The following is a 14,221-nucleotide window of genomic DNA, read 5'->3' on the forward strand; positions in this document are numbered from 1 at the left end:
ACCCGGAGGCGGGGCACGCTGTCGGGGTGAGCTCAGCCCTGCCCGCGGACGACCTGCCCGACGAGGACCTGCCCGGCGACGACCGGCCCGCCGAGGGCGCCGCCACCATCACGCCCTACCGCGACGGCCCGCTGATCGTGCGCGGCGACTTCCGGCTGGTCGACCAGGACGGCGCCGAGATCGACCCGGGCCGCACGACGGTGGCGCTGTGCCGGTGCGGCAAGTCCGGCATCAAGCCGTTCTGCGACGGCAGCCACAAGCGCTCGGGCTTCTCCGCCCCGAGCGCGCCGAGCCGGCCCAGGCCGGCGGCGGCGATCCTGCGCCAGGCGCGGCGGCCGGAGGGCCGGGCCGACTGAGGGCGGGGAGGACCGGAGGGGTGCGGGCCGGCCCCCGTGCCCGGCCCGCACCCCGGCTCAGGCGGCCGACCCGACCGCGCGGGCCATCCGGACCTGCTCCTCGAGCACGTCGGTGATCCGCGCCTGCACCGCGTCGGGCCGGCCGACGACCTCGCTGGTCGCGTGGGTGCCGGCGGTGACCCGGTCGCTGCTGGTCCGGATGCCGGCGATCCGGTCCGACACCCGCTGCGTGGCGGCCGCGGTCTCCCGGGCCAGGTCCTCGACCTCGCCGATCGACGTCGACGCCTCGGTGAGGGCCTCGACCACCCTCTCGAGGACCTCGACGTCCCGCGGCGTCGCCCTGGTCTCCGGCGTGCCGGACGGGTCCGGGTCGGTGCGCCGCCACATGGTCGTCCTCCGGGGTCGGGGACCCCGGGTCCGGAGGGTCCTGCGCCGAGAGGTTCGGCAGCGCCGCCGCGGACTGCAGCCGATCGTGAGCCGCAACCCGGCTCCGAGACCGGATCGCGACTCAGGCGGCGAGCGCGGTCCGGGTGTACAGCGCCGAGCGCCCGGCCTCCCAGGCGCCGAGCAGGTGCCGGGCGGCCAGCCCGTCGAGGGTGAGGGAGCAGGCCGCGCCGAAGAGCACGTCACCCAGGAGCGAGGGGTCCTCGGCCACCAGGGAGCCGCACATGTCCACCGAGGCGATCTGCTCGTGGACGGCGTCGGCCTCGACGTGCTCGTCGTAGAAGACGGTCGTCGTCCCGTCGTGGCCGAGCCGGCGCAGCCCCGCGGAGTAGCGGCGGCTGGGCTCGGAGGAGGTCATCTCCACGCAGGTCAGGTGGCCCAGCGCCGCCCCGCGCCAGCGGCGGTGCAGGCCGAACAGCGACATGGTGTTGACCGAGGTGAAGGCGACGGCGGGGGCGTCGTCCCACAGGGCGCCGTACCCGGCGTCCAGGCCCAGGTCGCGCATCATCCCGGCGAAGAGCTCGCTGTGCATGCGCTCGGGCGCGCCGCCGCCGTACTCGTCGGCCTGGATCTCGACCATCGCGGCCTTGGCCCGGCCCGACAGCCGGGGGACGGCGAAGGTGTGCGGGTCGGCCTCCTTGAGGTGGTAGACCGACCGCAGGGTCAGGTACTCGCGCCACTGCTCGGCGGTGCCGCGCTTGGCCATGAACGACGACAGCGACGGGCCGTCGTCGGCGGCGATCAGCGCGGTCAGCTGCCGGTCGACCGGCTCGCCGGTGGGGGAGGGCGGGCCGGTGAGCTCGCACAGGGCGGCCAGGTGCCGGCGCTCGAGGTGCGCGCGCAGGGTGATCAGGCCGGGGTCCCACTCGAGGGCGTCGTCGACGTCGTCGAGGCCCCGGTAGTGCAGCTCGTAGCACAGCGCCAGCGCCAGCTGCAGGTCGTCGTCGTGCAGGGGGTCGGTCGCGGCCCCGGCGGTCGTGCGGGCGAGGTCGACGGTGGTGGGGGAGACCGACCCGGCGAGCAGGGCGTCGCGGAGGGCCGCGGACAGGGGGCCCCGGGCGTGAGGCAGGCGCATGGTCCGGCCCATGCCCAGCGCCGCGGACTTCGATGCACCGCGCACGATGGGATGTCGCACATCCGTGGGCACCCGCGCGGAGGGGTGGGCCCGGCCGCGGTACCGACGACCCCGGTACCGACCGCTCCCCCGAGCGGACGCGGCGGGCGGGGAGGAGGGTACGGACGTGCCCTTCGACCCGCCCGCCGGCGTGCTCAGCACCGCCGGCGCCGGCGGCTGGACGCTCGTCGAGCCGCTCACCTACCACGGGAAGCGCGACACCTTCGTCGTCCCGGCGGGCTTCCGCACGGACCTCGCGTCCGTGCCGCGGCCGGTGCGGTGGCTGGTCCCGGAGTCCGGGCGGTACACGCTGGCCGCGGTGCTGCACGACTGGCTGTGCCAGGAGGGCATCGCCACCGGCGTGGTCACCGCGCGGCAGGCCGACGGGGTCTTCCGCCGGGCGATGCGGGAGGCCGGGGTGCCGGTGCTGCTGCGCTGGCTCATGTGGACCGGCGTGCGGTGGGGTGCGCTGACCGATCCGCGGCGGCGGCGCGGCTGGCTGCTCAGCGCGCCGGGCGTGCTGGCGATCACGGCGCTGGCGGCGCCGCTGGTGCTGCCGCCGTCGCTGCTGGCCGTACCGGCCCTCCTGGTCTACGCCGCCGCGGAGCGGCTGGTGTCCGGCGACTCCGGGGTCCGGCCCTGGTCACGCCCGCGGGCCTGATCCGCCGCCGGCGCGCGTCCGGGGCCGTCCTGCGCCAGGCTCGCGGCATGACCGACACCTCCGGCCCGCCCTTCCGCGCCGACCACGTCGGCAGCCTGCTGCGCCCCGCGTCGCTGCTCGAGGCCCGCGCCCGGCACGCCGCCGGGGAGATCGACGACGCCGAGCTGCGCGGGATCGAGGACGAGGCGATCGCCGACGTCGTCCGGCTGCAGGGCGACGTCGGCCTGCGCACCGCCACCGACGGCGAGTTCCGCCGCGCCTCGTGGCACATGGACTTCATCTACGCCATCGACGGCATCAGCAAGGTGACCGGCGAGGACATCGTCGTCCACTTCCGCAACGCCGACGGCACGATCGACTTCACCCCTGCGGGGCTGCACGTCGACGGCCCGCTGTCGATCGGCGAGCCGGTCTTCGGCGCGGACCTCGCCTACCTGCAGTCCCAGGTGGGGGAGGGGCAGACGGCGAAGCTGACGATCCCCTCGCCGTCGATGGTCCACTACCGCGGCGGCGCGGCCGCGATCGACCCGGCCGTCTACCCCGACGAGGACGCGTTCTGGGACGCCCTGTCGGCGGCGTACGCGCAGCAGGTGCGCGGCGTCGCCGCGCTGGGCTGCCGGTACCTGCAGCTCGACGACACCAGCCTGGCCTACCTCAACGACCCCGCCCAGCGCGCCGAGCTCGCCGCCCAGGGCCGCGACGCCGAGCACCAGCACGAGCGCTACATCCGGCAGATCAACGCCGCGCTGGCCGGCCGCCCGGAGGGGCTGACGGTCACCACCCACATGTGCCGCGGCAACTTCCGCTCCTCCTGGGTGGCCGAGGGCGGCTACGACTTCGTCGCCGAGGCGCTGTTCGGCGGCCTGGAGGTCGACGGCTTCTTCCTCGAGTACGACGACGCCCGCTCCGGCGGCTTCGAGCCGCTGCGGTTCGTCCCGCCGGGCAAGCGGGTCGTCCTGGGCCTGGTGACGACGAAGCGGCCGGAGCTGGAGTCGAAGGACGCGCTCAAGCGGCGCATCGACGAGGCCGCGCGGTACGTGCCGCTGGAACAGCTGGCGATCTCGCCGCAGTGCGGCTTCTCCTCGACCGTCGAGGGCAACGCGCTGACCCGCGACGAGCAGGTGGCCAAGCTGGCGCTCGTCGTCGAGGTCGCCCAGGAGGTCTGGGGCTACGCCTGAGTCCGGCCCCGGCCCCGGGCCCGGGCCCGGGGCACCGGGTCGCTGCCGCCGGCGCCGGGGCGGCAGCGGCGCAGCCGGTCGAGGGTCAGCCACAGCCCGCGCAGCGCGCCGTGGCGCCGCAGCGCCTCGAGCCCGTAGGTCGAGCAGGTCGGCGTGAACGGGCACACCGGCGGGCGGGTGGGGCTGACCCGCTCCCGGTAGGCGACGACGAGCCGGACGGGCCAGCGCGCCGCCCACGGCGTCCCGGCCGGTGCCGGGGTGACCAGTGCCGCGGGCAGGGCCAGCCAGAGCAGGGTGAACAGGCCGATCGCGTCACAGCCCTCCGAGCAGCCGTCCCAGCCGTCGCAGGAGTTGCGGGAGGAGCGGGCGGAGCGGCGGCGGCGACGGCGGGTGCACCCCGGGCGGCTGGTCACGGCGGGGCATCGTGCAGGCCACCGCCGGACCGGGGAAGGGGTTGCTGCACGGGTCGGGCCTGCAACGTCTCGTCCCTCGCGTCCCAGCCGCCCGCCCCGTCCCAGGCGTGGTCCGGTGCCGCACTCCGGTTGCCGACCCTGGGGACGGGCCCCACGACCGCGGGGCCGGTCCGACAGGAGGCAGCCGCATGTCCGAGTCGCAGCCCGTTCCGTCGCAGCCCGCCCCGTCCGGCCGTCGCTCCCGCCGGCTCACCGAGCTGCGTGCCGGGATGTCGGTCCTCGGCAGCGCGGCCGCCGACCTCGGCGTCGGCAGCCAGCCCGACGTCCGCGTGCTGCCCGACGGGCGGCTGTGGCTCGACGAGCTGGAGATGGCGGTGTCCGCCGCCGACGTCTACCAGGCCGCCCGCGGGCTCGTCGCCGCCCAGCTCGACGCCATCGCCCACGTGTCCGGCCGCCCGGTCGAGGACCACGCGCTGGCCTGGCTGGTCACCCTGCAGACCAACGAGGTCATGGTGGCGCTGGAGGACGAGCCCGCCGTCGACGACGCCGCCTGAGGCGTCAGCGGCCCGGTTCCGGGGGGCCGAGGTCCACGCCGGCGGGTGAGTCCGCGCACATCCGGGATGCCGCGGTGCCGCATCCGCATTGCTCCCTGGCGTGCAGAACGTCTGGGGACTCACGCGCCGCCGTGAGCTCGACTTCGGCCGGGTGACGACCGCCGGCTGTTGACGCCGCCCGCGCCGCCGTCCCCTCCCGAAGAACCCCCGAAAGGCACCTCAGTGCTCGCACGTCTCCGCCGCGTCCCGTTCGCGGCGCAGGTCCTCCTCGCCCTCGTGGTGGGCGTCGCGCTCGGCCTCGTGGCCCGCGACCTCGGCCCCGTCGCCGACGGGACGCCGAACTGGCTCACCAGCACCCTCCAGACCGTCGGCCAGACCTTCGTCACGCTGCTCAAGGTCCTGGTCCCGCCGCTCGTCGTCACCGCGGTCATCGTCAGCATCGCCAACCTCCGCCAGGTCTCCAACGCCGCCCGGCTGGCCGGCCAGACCCTGCTGTGGTTCGCGATCACCGCGCTGGTCGCCGTCACCATCGGCATCGGCCTGGGCCTGCTCACCCAGCCCGGCCGCAACAGCAGCGTCGACGCCGCCGCCCAGGCCGCGCCCGAGACCACCGGCTCCTGGTGGGACTTCCTCACCGGCCTGGTGCCGGGCAACGTCCTCGGCCTGCAGGCCTCGGCGGGCGACGACGGCTCCGTCGGCCTGTCGTTCAACGTCCTGCAGCTGATCGTGCTGTCGGTCGCGATCGGCGTCGCGATCCTCAAGGTCGGCGAGCCGGCCGAGCCGTTCCTCGGCCTGGTCCGCTCCGCCCTCGCCGTCGTCCAGAAGCTGCTGTGGTGGGTCATCCTGCTGGCCCCGGTCGGCACCGTCGGCCTCATCGGCAACGCCGTGGCCACCTACGGGTGGGACTCGCTCGGCTCCCTCGGCGTCTTCGCGGGCTCGGTCTACGCGGGCCTCGCGCTGGTGCTGTTCGTCGTCTACCCGGTGCTCCTGCGCCTGCACGGCCTCTCGCCGCTGCGGTGGTTCGCCGGCGCCTGGCCGGCCATCCAGCTCGCCTTCGTCTCCCGGTCCTCGATCGGCACCCTGCCGGTGACCGAGCGGGTCACCGAGCAGAACCTGGGCGTGCCGCGGTCCTACGCCTCCTTCGCCGTCCCGCTGGGCGCGACGACGAAGATGGACGGCTGCGCCGCGATCTACCCGGCGCTGGCGGCGATCTTCGTGGCGCAGTTCTTCGGCGTGGACCTGTCGCTCACCGACTACCTGCTCATCGCGCTGGTGTCGGTGGTCGGCTCGGCCGCCACGGCCGGCGTCACCGGCGCGGTGGTGATGCTGACCCTGACGCTGTCCACCCTGGGCCTGCCGCTGGCCGGCGTCGGCCTGCTGCTGGCGATCGACCCGATCCTCGACATGGGCCGCACCGCGGTGAACGTCGCCGGCCAGGCGCTGGTCCCGACGATCGTCGCCCGGCGCGAGGGCATCCTCGACCTCGAGCGGTTCCGCACCGGCCGGGCGTCCGCCCCGGTCGTCGCGGAGACCGGCGGCGTCGACACCGACCTGCGGCAGCCCGCGGTCGCCTGATCCTCCGCTCCACCCGGCGACGGGCCGGGGACCCCTCGGGGTCCCCGGCCCGTCGCCGCTTGCGCACCGGTGCCACACCACGGGAGCGTGACGTCGGCGACGACGGTGGAGGTGGGACGTGCGCGACCTCGTCTACTACGTCGGGGTGTCGATCGACGGCTTCATCGCCGGCCCCGACGACGAGGTGGACTTCTACCCGCTCACCGAGCCGTTCACCGAGTGGATGGCGACCGAGTACGCCGACGCGCTGCCCACGCACGTGCGCCGGGCGCTGGGGGTCGACGCCGCGCTCCGGCGCCGGTTCGACACGGTCGTCATGGGCCGGCGCACCTACGACCCCGGCCTCGCCGCGGGCATCGTCAGCCCCTACGCCCACCTGCGGCAGGTCGTCGTCTCCCGGTCGCTGGAACCCCCGGCCCCGGAGGTCACCGTCGTCCGGGAGGACCCGCTGGCCGCCGTGCGCGCCCTCAAGGAGGCGCCCGGCCTCGACGTCTACCTCGCCGGCGGCGGGCAGCTCGCCGGTGAGCTGCTCCCCGAGATCGACCGGCTGGTGCTCAAGCAGTACCCGGTGGTGGCCGGTGCCGGCCGGCCGCTGTTCGACACCGGGTTCGCCCCCACCGGGTTCGTCCTGGACGACGTGCGGACCTTCCCCGGCGGCCCCGCCGTCCTCACCTGGTCGCGCTCCCGCTGACCCGGCCGGGGGAGCACGTGGCCGGCCGCCGCTCCGACGTCCGCCGCTCCGACGCCCGCCGGGCCGCCGGCCTGGCCGTGCTGCTCGCGGCCTGGAACGACCTGCTGGTGCCGCGGCTGCCCGAGCGGGCGTACGCGCCGGTGAACGCCGCGGCCGCGGCGACGCTGCTCGCGGCGGCCCGCTCCGGGGGGATCAGCTGGGCCGAGCTCGGCCTGGACCCGCGGCGGCTGGGGGCGGGGGCGCGGGCGGGCGGGGCCTGGGCCGCCGTCGTCGGCGCCGGGTACGCCACCGCCCTCGCCGTCCCGGCCCTGCGGCCCCTGCTCGCCGACGCCCGCGTGACCGGGCTCGGCGCGCGGGCGCTGGCCGTCCGGGTGCTGGTGCGCATCCCGGTCGGCACCGTGCTGTGGGAGGAGGTCGCCTTCCGCGGCGTCCTGCCCCCGGTGCTGCGGCGGGTGCTGCCCGCGCGGCAGGCGCGGACCGCGGCGGCGGCGCTGTTCGGCCTGTGGCACGTGACCCCGACCGTGCGCACGCTCGCGCTCGACCCGCCGGCCGCGGACCGGCCGCGCCGGGTCGGCGCGGTCGCCGCCGCCTGCCTCGGCACGGCGGGCGCCGGCGTGCTGGTCGACCGGCTGCGCGAGCGCAGCGGCAGCCTGCTGGCGCCGGCGCTGCTGCACCTGGCGGCCAACGACCTCGGGGCGCTGGCGGCCGCGGCGGCCGGGCGCCGCTGAGGTCAGCCCAGCAGCCGCTCCACGTCGGCCCACGAGTCCGCGACCGCGGCGACGCCGGCCTCCCGCAGCGCCTCGCCGCGGGCCGGCCGGTCGGCGTCCGGGACGAACTGCAGGATGCCGACGGTCGGGTACCCGGCCGCCACCGCCGACCGGGCCCCGTTCACCGAGTCCTCGACGGCGACCGCCTCCGCGGGGCCGGTGCCGAGCGTGGCGCCGGCGTACAGGTAGACCGCCGGGTCGGGCTTGCTGGTGGGCTCGGCCAGCGAGTCCTCCGCGCTGAACCGGCGGTCACCGGCGAACAGCGGGGCGAGGCCGGTCACCTCCAGGCAGGCGGCCAGCCGCGACGACGCGCTCGAGGTGACCGCCGCGAGCGCGAACCGGCGGGCCAGGCGCTCGAGCGGCCCGCGGACCGCGGGGTCGGGGCGCAGGACGGTGCGCAGGTGGGCGGTGACGACGTCCCTCTCCTCGGTCACCCACTCCTCGAGGTCCGCGCGGGTGAGCTCGCGCCCGTGGGCGGTGGCCAGCTCCGCGGCGGCCGCGCGGAAGTTCTTGCCGTTGGTCGTGCGCTGCAGCTCGTCGGGGGCGTAGGTGCGCCCGGCCCCCAGCCCGGCGAGGAACCGGTTGGTGACGTCGGCCGACGCGGCGTACGCCGGCTCCTCGGAGGGGAACAGCGTGCCGTCGGCGTCGCAGAGCAGCGTGGTGACCGCGGCCGCGTCGAGGGCGAGGTGGCGCCCGGCCGTCACGCGCCACCGCCGTCGGCGAGGAACTCCTCGATGACCTCGCGCGGTCCCTGCCGGTCCAGCGCGGTCAGGGCCCGCTGCACGCACCCGGCGAAGCGCGGGTCCTGGCCGACGTGGTCGAAGACCGCCCGCTCCGACAGCAGCGGCCTCGCGTCGCCGCCCGCCTCCCGGGCGACCGGCACCAGGTCGGGCCGCGGGCCCTGGATCGGCACCTCCTCGCCGGCGTAGTCGGAGCCGCGGAGGAAGCGCAGCCAGCCGGCCACGGCCAGGCACAGCAGCCGGTGCGGCCGGCCGTCCTCCATCGCGGCCCGCACCGACGGCAGCAGGTAGTTGGGGATCTTGGACGAGCCCCGGCGGCCCAGCCGGGCCAGCTGGTCGGCCATCCGGGGGTTGGCCAGCCGGTCGAGCAGCGTGGCCTGGTACCCGTCCAGGTCGACGCCGGGGACCTCGGGCAGCCCGGGGGCGATCTCCTCGGCCATCAGCCGGGTGAGGAAGCCGCGGAAGACCGGGTCGGCCATGACGTCGGCGGTGGTCCGGTGGCCGGCGAGGTAGCCGAGGTAGGCGATGGCGCAGTGCCCGGCGTTGAGCAGCCGGGTCTTGACCGTCTCGTAGGGGGACACGTCGTCGACGAACCGGACGCCGACCCGCTCCAGCGGCGGCCGCCCGTTGCAGAACGCGTCCTCGACCACCCACTGGCGGAACGGCTCGGTGACCACCGGCCACCGGTCGTCGACGCCGGTCTCCCGCGCGACGGCGTCCCGGTCCTCGGGGGTCGTGCTCGGGGTGATCCGGTCGACCATGCTGCTGGGGAAGGCGACGTTCGCGTCGATCCAGTCGGCCAGGTCCTCGTCGCGCAGCCGGGCGAAGGACACCACCGCGGAGCGGGCCGCCGCACCGTTGGACTGCATGTTGTCGCAGGACAGCACCGTGAACGGCGCCGTCCCCGCCTCCCGCCGCCGGCGCAGCGCCTCGACCAGGTAGCCGAAGACGGTCTCGGGTGTGCCGGGGTCCTCGAGGTCGTGGGCGACGTGCGGGTCGTCGGCGTCGAACTCCCCGGTGTGCGCGTCGACGCGGTAGCCGGTCCCGGTGATCGTCAGCGTGACCACCCGGGTGCCGCCGTCGGTCAGCGCCGCGAGCACCGCCTCCGGGTCGTCCGGGCCGTAGAGGTACCGGGTCAGCGCGCCGACGACGGTGGCGCGGTCCCCGTCGACGGAGCGCTCGACCACGGTCCACAGCCGGTCCTGGCCGGCGAGGACCTCGCCGATCTCGCGGCTGTGCAGGCCGACGCCGACCACGCCCCAGCCGGTCTCGCCCAGGCGGGCCAGCTCGTCGAGGTAGACGGCCTGGTGGGCGCGGTGGAAGCCCCCGACGCCGACGTGCACGATCCCGGGGCGCAGCGCGGCGCGGTCGTAGTCCGGGACGGAGACGTCGGGCGGGAGGTCGCGGAGGGTGCGGTCCGACAGGGGGACGGCGGGTGCCGTCGCCCGGGTCCGGGCAGGCGTCATCACGGGCTCTCGGGAGGAGGGACGGCGAGGAGTGGCTGCTCACCCGCACCGGCCCCGGACCCATGCCCACCGGCTCGCCGTCCCAATCCGGAACGGCCCGGTGTGGTTCGTCCCCTGCGTCCGGGTACGGGGTCGGCGCCCCGAGCCGAGGGGCGTCCCACCTCCCTCCGGAGGACCCGTGCCCGTCCTGACCTCCCTCCGCCCCGCCGGCCCGCCTCCGCGCCACGTGCGGACCGCCGTGCCCGCGGTCGGCGCCCGGGTCCACTCCCGCACCTGGCGCTCCGGTGCGGGCGGCGAGCGGGTGCCGGTCGTGCTGCTGCACGGGCTGGGTCTGTCCAGCCGGTACCTGGTCCCGCTGGGACGGCGTCTGGCCGCCCTCGGGCACGACGTCCTCGCGCCCGACCTCCCCGGGTTCGGCCGCTCGCCGCGGGACCCGCACCTGCGCTGGCCCGGCGGCCCCGACGTCGCCACGCAGACCGGCCACCTGCTGGCCTGGCTCGACGCCTGCGGGATCCGCCGGGCGAGCTTCTTCGGCAACTCGATCGGCGCGCAGGTCGGTGTCGAGCTCGCCGCCCGCCACCCCGAGCGGGTGGAGCGGCTGGTGCTGTCCGGCTCGACGCCGGACCCCCGCTACCGCCGGCCCTGGCGGCAGTACCCGCAGGTGCTGCGCAACCAGGTCTTCGAGGTCCCCACGCTGCAGCCGGTGATGCAGGTCGAGTACCTGTCCACCGGCGTGGCCCGGATGGTGCAGCAGCTCGTCCGCAGCGCCGACGACCCGATCGAGCAGCGGCTGCCCGACGTCGCCGCGCCGACCCTGGTGGTGCGCGGCCGGCACGACCGGACGCTGGGCCAGGAGTGGGCCGAGGAGGTCACCCGGCTGCTGCCCGACGGCCGGCTGGTCGTGATCGAGGGCGCCGCGCACAACGCCCACTGGTCGGCGCCGGACGTGACCGCCCGGCTGGTGGACGTCTTCCTCTCCGGCGAGCTGGACCGCCGCGAGCCCATCGACGACGACGTCGTGCTGCCCCGGTCACGGCCCGGTGACCCGCTGGCCCCGGTCCGGCCGCTGCCGCCGACGGTGCACGCCGTCCTCGACGTGGTGAGCACGCTGGCACTGCTCACCGTGCCGTGGACCCGGCCGTGGGGGCCGCGGACCCGCCTGCTGCTGGCCGCCTCCGGCGCGGCGGGGCTGGCCGACACGCTGCTCACGGACCACCCCGCCGGGCTGCTGCGCGTGCTGCCGCTGCCGGTCCACCTCAACCTGGAGGCGGCGGCCGGCTGGCAGCTGCTGGTCGCGGCCGCGACCTGGCTGCGGGGCGAGCCGGTGGCTGGGCGGTGGGCGGCCGCCGCCCAGGGCACCTACGAGCTCCTGCGCGCGGCGACGGCGCAGGCACCGGCCGGCCCGGCGCGGCTGGTCCCGGTCGGGCGCTGACCGGGACCCGGTCGTTCCGGGTCGGTTTCGTCCGCGACAGGAGGGGCATGGTGGGGCGGCACGGCCGGGTGCAGCACGCCGCCTGACGAGCCGGGCACGACCCCGGGTGGCGACCCATCGTGAGCACCAGTACGTCGCGGCGGCGGCCGTTGACGGCCGTCCCGACGATCACCGGCATCCCGTGGCAGCCGCCGTCGGAGCACCAGCTGCGCGGCATGGACGCCGACGCCACCCTCGACCTCGGCTGGGGACGGCTGCTGTTCGGCCAGACGTTCGCCGACACGCAGCGGCTGGCCGACACCCTCCGGGACGAGGCCGACGGCCGCCGCGACATCTGCGTCTACCCCCGCGACCCGCAGGTCCTGCTCGGGCTGGCGCCCGGCGAGCTGTTCCTCGACCCCTCGCTGACCCTCCGGCTGGACCTGTACCGGTACCGGCCGCGCCGTGAGCTGGTCCCGCACGTCTTCGTGCGCACGGTGACCTGCCCGGACGACGTCGCCGAGATGGAGCGCATCGTCCGGCTGGCCGGCATGGTCCCCGGGGACCCGGCCACCGTCTGGCACGACCACTCCACCCGCACGGTGCGCTACCTCGTGGCGGAGGACCGGCGCACCGGGCGGGTCGTCGGCACGGTCACCGGGGTCGACCACGTCCGGGCGTTCGGGGACCCCGAGGGCGGCAGCAGCCTGTGGTGCCTGGCCGCGGACCCGGAGGAGGCCCCGCCGGGCACCGGGGAGGCGCTGGTCCGGGTGCTCGCCGAGCGCTACCTCGCCCGGGGCCGCGCCTACCTCGACCTCTCGGTGCTGCACGACAACACGCCCGCCATCGCCCTCTACCGCAAGCTGGGTTTCCGCCGGGTGCCCGCGCTGGTGGTCAAGCGCCGCAACGCGGTCAACGCGCCGCTGTTCGTCCCCACCCCGGCCGGGCTCGACCGGCTCGCGCCCTGCGCGCGGCTGCTCGCCGACGAGGCGCTGCGCCGCGGGGTGCGGGTCGAGGTCACCGACGCCGACCAGGGCGAGCTGCGCCACACCCTCGGCGCCCGCAGCGCGCTCACCTGCGGGTCGATGCCCGAGCTCACCTCGGCCGTGGCCCTGAGCCGCTGCGCGGACCCGCGGGTGACCCGCCGGGTCGCCGCCCGCGCCGGGGTCCGCGTGGCTGCCGACGCCGTGCCGGCGGGGGAGGAGCTGCGGGTCGTCGTCGTCGACTCCGCGGTCGTCGCCGCGGGGGTGCGCCGGCCCGCCACGGTCGTCGGCGACGGGGTCTCCGACGTCGCGGCGCTGGTCCGCCGGGCCGGCCGGCGCCGGGAGCGGGCCACCGGCGGGCGGTCCCGCATCCCGCTCGACGAGGGGACGGCCGCCGCCGTCGCCGAGGCCGGCTGGGCGATGGACGACGTCCCGCCGGCCGGCGAGCGCATCCCCGTCCGGCCGGGCGCCGACGACGGCGGCACCGTCGAGGACGTCACCGACCGGCTGCACCCGGAGGTCGCCGCGGCCGCCGTCCGCGCGAGCCGGGCCCTCGGGCTGCCCGTCGCGGGCCTGGACCTCCGCGTCCCCGACGCCGGAGCACCGGGGTACGTCCTCGTGGGCGCCACCCCGCGGCCGGACCTCGCCGACCACCTCCCGCGACCGGTCGCCGCCCGCGTCCTCGACCTGCTCTTCCCCGAGACCCGCAGCCGCTGACCCCCTCGGTCCCCGACCGGGGCCGGATCGGCACCGCACGCCCCGACGACCCGAGGACACACGTGAAGATCGTCTACCGCAGCTTCGACGGCCGGTACTCCGACAACCCCCGCGCGCTGCACGAGGCGCTGCTCGCCCGCGGCGACGACGTCGAGCACGTCTGGATGCGCGCCGAGGCGCACGCCGACGAGTTCCCGGCGGACGCCGCGACCGTCCCGGTCGAGGGGGACGAGGCGGTCGCGGCGCTGGAGTCGGCGGACCTGGTCGTGTCGAACACCCACCTGTCCGTGGACTGGGACAAGCGGCCGGGAGCGACCTACCTGCAGACCTGGCACGGCACGCCGCTGAAGGCGGTGCACCGCGACGTCACCTTCGACCCGGAGGTCCCCGCGGTGATCGACCGGGACATCGCCCGGTGGGACCTGCTGCTGGCGCAGAACCCCGACGGCAGCACGCTGCTGCCGCGGGTCTTCGGCTACCACGGGCCGGTGCACGAGACCGGCTACCCGCGCAACGACGTGCTCTCCCGGCCGGACCCCGCGCGGGCCCGCGAGCTGGTCCGCGCCGAACTCGGCGTCCCCGCCGACCGCACCGTCGTGCTGTACGCCCCGACGTGGCGCGACGACGAGCTGGCCGACGAGGAGGGCCCCTCCCACCGCCTGCGCCTGGACCTGCGGCGCTTCGCCGACCGGTTCGGGTCCGACCACGTCCTGCTGGTGCGGCTGCACTACCAGGTCACGGACGCGCTGGACGGCGTCGACGTGCCGCACGTGGTCGACGTGTCCGACCACCCCGACATCCGGGACCTGCTGCTGGCGGCGGACGTGCTGGTCACCGACTACGCGTCCCTGCAGTTCGACTTCGCCGTCACGGGCAAGCCGATCCTCTACTACACCTACGACCTCGACCACTACCGCGGCGACCTGCGGCACTTCTACCTCGACCTCGAGGAACTCGCCCCCGGCCCGCTGCTGGGCACCGTCGACGAGGTGCTCGACGCGCTCGGCGACCTCGACGCGCTGGCCGAGCGCCACCGCGCGCGCTACGACCGGTTCAGGGAGCGGTTCTGCTCGCGCGAGGACGGCCACGCCACGGAGCGCGTGCTGGACCTGGTGTTCCCCGCACCGGCGGTCGCGGCCGGGTGAGCCGGC

15 protein-coding genes are annotated in these 14,221 nt (G+C 76.5%); 10 read left to right on the forward strand and 5 right to left on the reverse strand.

From position 1 onward, the window contains the following. Nucleotides 1–26: 26 nt before the first annotated feature. Nucleotides 27–356 carry a CDGSH iron-sulfur domain-containing protein gene (locus tag ACFO3M_RS12965; protein ID WP_387989089.1) on the forward strand — a complete coding sequence of 110 codons (330 nt, stop codon included), beginning with the start codon at nucleotides 27–29 and terminating at the stop codon, nucleotides 354–356. 57 nt (nucleotides 357–413) lie between these two features. On the opposite strand, the gene ACFO3M_RS12970 is transcribed toward ACFO3M_RS12965, so the two are convergent. Both ACFO3M_RS12970 and ACFO3M_RS12975 read right to left on the reverse strand, forming a co-directional pair. Next, nucleotides 414–743, reverse strand: a complete 330-nt coding sequence (locus ACFO3M_RS12970; protein WP_387989091.1) for a hypothetical protein — start codon at nucleotides 741–743, stop codon at nucleotides 414–416. A gap of 121 nt (nucleotides 744–864) precedes the next feature. Next, nucleotides 865–1,920 carry an iron-containing redox enzyme family protein gene (locus ACFO3M_RS12975; protein ID WP_387989093.1) on the reverse strand — a complete coding sequence of 352 codons (1,056 nt, stop codon included), beginning with the start codon at nucleotides 1,918–1,920 and terminating at the stop codon, nucleotides 865–867. Between the two features lie 121 nt (nucleotides 1,921–2,041). Here ACFO3M_RS12975 and ACFO3M_RS12980 point away from each other — a divergent pair, with 121 nt between their 5' ends. Together ACFO3M_RS12980 and ACFO3M_RS12985 are read left to right on the forward strand one after the other, a co-directional pair. Beyond that, complete coding sequence (locus tag ACFO3M_RS12980) at nucleotides 2,042–2,575, forward strand: DUF1353 domain-containing protein (protein WP_387989095.1); 534 nt, start codon at nucleotides 2,042–2,044, stop codon at nucleotides 2,573–2,575. Between the two features lie 47 nt (nucleotides 2,576–2,622). Next, entirely contained in the window at nucleotides 2,623–3,753 is a 1,131-nt protein-coding gene (locus tag ACFO3M_RS12985; RefSeq protein WP_387989097.1) for a 5-methyltetrahydropteroyltriglutamate--homocysteine S-methyltransferase, read from the forward strand. On the opposite strand, the gene yidD is transcribed toward ACFO3M_RS12985, so the two are convergent. Further along, entirely contained in the window at nucleotides 3,744–4,166 is a 423-nt protein-coding gene (yidD, locus tag ACFO3M_RS12990) for a membrane protein insertion efficiency factor YidD (RefSeq protein ID WP_387989099.1), read from the reverse strand. The two genes, ACFO3M_RS12985 and yidD, sit on opposite strands and share 10 nt — an antisense overlap. A gap of 188 nt (nucleotides 4,167–4,354) precedes the next feature. On the opposite strand from yidD, the gene ACFO3M_RS12995 reads away from it, so the two are divergent. The 4 genes from ACFO3M_RS12995 (at nucleotide 4,355) to ACFO3M_RS13010 (ending at nucleotide 7,714) form a co-directional block, all read left to right on the forward strand. Then, entirely contained in the window at nucleotides 4,355–4,720 is a 366-nt protein-coding gene (locus ACFO3M_RS12995; RefSeq protein ID WP_387989101.1) for a hypothetical protein, read from the forward strand. Nucleotides 4,721–4,942: 222 nt separating this feature from the next. Continuing rightward, nucleotides 4,943–6,295 carry a dicarboxylate/amino acid:cation symporter gene (locus tag ACFO3M_RS13000; protein WP_387989103.1) on the forward strand — a complete coding sequence of 451 codons (1,353 nt, stop codon included), beginning with the start codon at nucleotides 4,943–4,945 and terminating at the stop codon, nucleotides 6,293–6,295. Nucleotides 6,296–6,413: 118 nt separating this feature from the next. After that, nucleotides 6,414–6,986 carry a dihydrofolate reductase family protein gene (locus ACFO3M_RS13005; protein WP_387989105.1) on the forward strand — a complete coding sequence of 191 codons (573 nt, stop codon included), beginning with the start codon at nucleotides 6,414–6,416 and terminating at the stop codon, nucleotides 6,984–6,986. Between the two features lie 17 nt (nucleotides 6,987–7,003). Next, a complete protein-coding gene (locus ACFO3M_RS13010; protein ID WP_387989107.1) occupies nucleotides 7,004–7,714 on the forward strand; it encodes a CPBP family intramembrane glutamic endopeptidase in 711 nt (236 codons plus the stop codon). 2 nt (nucleotides 7,715–7,716) lie between these two features. Here ACFO3M_RS13010 and ACFO3M_RS13015 read toward each other — a convergent pair whose 3' ends face one another. Both ACFO3M_RS13015 and ACFO3M_RS13020 read right to left on the reverse strand, forming a co-directional pair. Continuing rightward, nucleotides 7,717–8,457 (reverse strand): HAD family hydrolase, encoded by a 741-nt coding sequence (locus ACFO3M_RS13015; RefSeq protein WP_387989109.1) that lies wholly within the window; start codon nucleotides 8,455–8,457, stop codon nucleotides 7,717–7,719. Continuing rightward, complete coding sequence (locus ACFO3M_RS13020; protein WP_387989111.1) at nucleotides 8,454–9,959, reverse strand: mannitol dehydrogenase family protein; 1,506 nt, start codon at nucleotides 9,957–9,959, stop codon at nucleotides 8,454–8,456. Before ACFO3M_RS13020 ends, ACFO3M_RS13015 begins: the two co-directional genes overlap by 4 nt. Before the next feature lie 178 nt (nucleotides 9,960–10,137). Here ACFO3M_RS13020 and ACFO3M_RS13025 point away from each other — a divergent pair, with 178 nt between their 5' ends. The 3 genes from ACFO3M_RS13025 to ACFO3M_RS13035 all read left to right on the forward strand — a co-directional run bounded on the left by ACFO3M_RS13025 (nucleotide 10,138) and on the right by ACFO3M_RS13035 (nucleotide 14,215). Next, complete coding sequence (locus ACFO3M_RS13025; protein ID WP_387989113.1) at nucleotides 10,138–11,391, forward strand: alpha/beta fold hydrolase; 1,254 nt, start codon at nucleotides 10,138–10,140, stop codon at nucleotides 11,389–11,391. A gap of 119 nt (nucleotides 11,392–11,510) precedes the next feature. Further along, nucleotides 11,511–13,070: a GNAT family N-acetyltransferase gene (locus ACFO3M_RS13030; protein ID WP_387989115.1), complete on the forward strand. Its 1,560-nt coding sequence runs from the start codon at nucleotides 11,511–11,513 to the stop codon at nucleotides 13,068–13,070. A gap of 62 nt (nucleotides 13,071–13,132) precedes the next feature. Beyond that, nucleotides 13,133–14,215, forward strand: coding sequence for a CDP-glycerol glycerophosphotransferase family protein (locus ACFO3M_RS13035; protein ID WP_387989117.1), 1,083 nt, complete (start codon nucleotides 13,133–13,135; stop codon nucleotides 14,213–14,215). The last annotated feature ends 6 nt before the right edge of the window (nucleotides 14,216–14,221 follow it).

It is taken from the genome of Geodermatophilus arenarius, assembly GCF_042654585.1.
Taxonomy (GTDB): Bacteria; Actinomycetota; Actinomycetes; order Mycobacteriales; family Geodermatophilaceae; genus Geodermatophilus; species Geodermatophilus arenarius.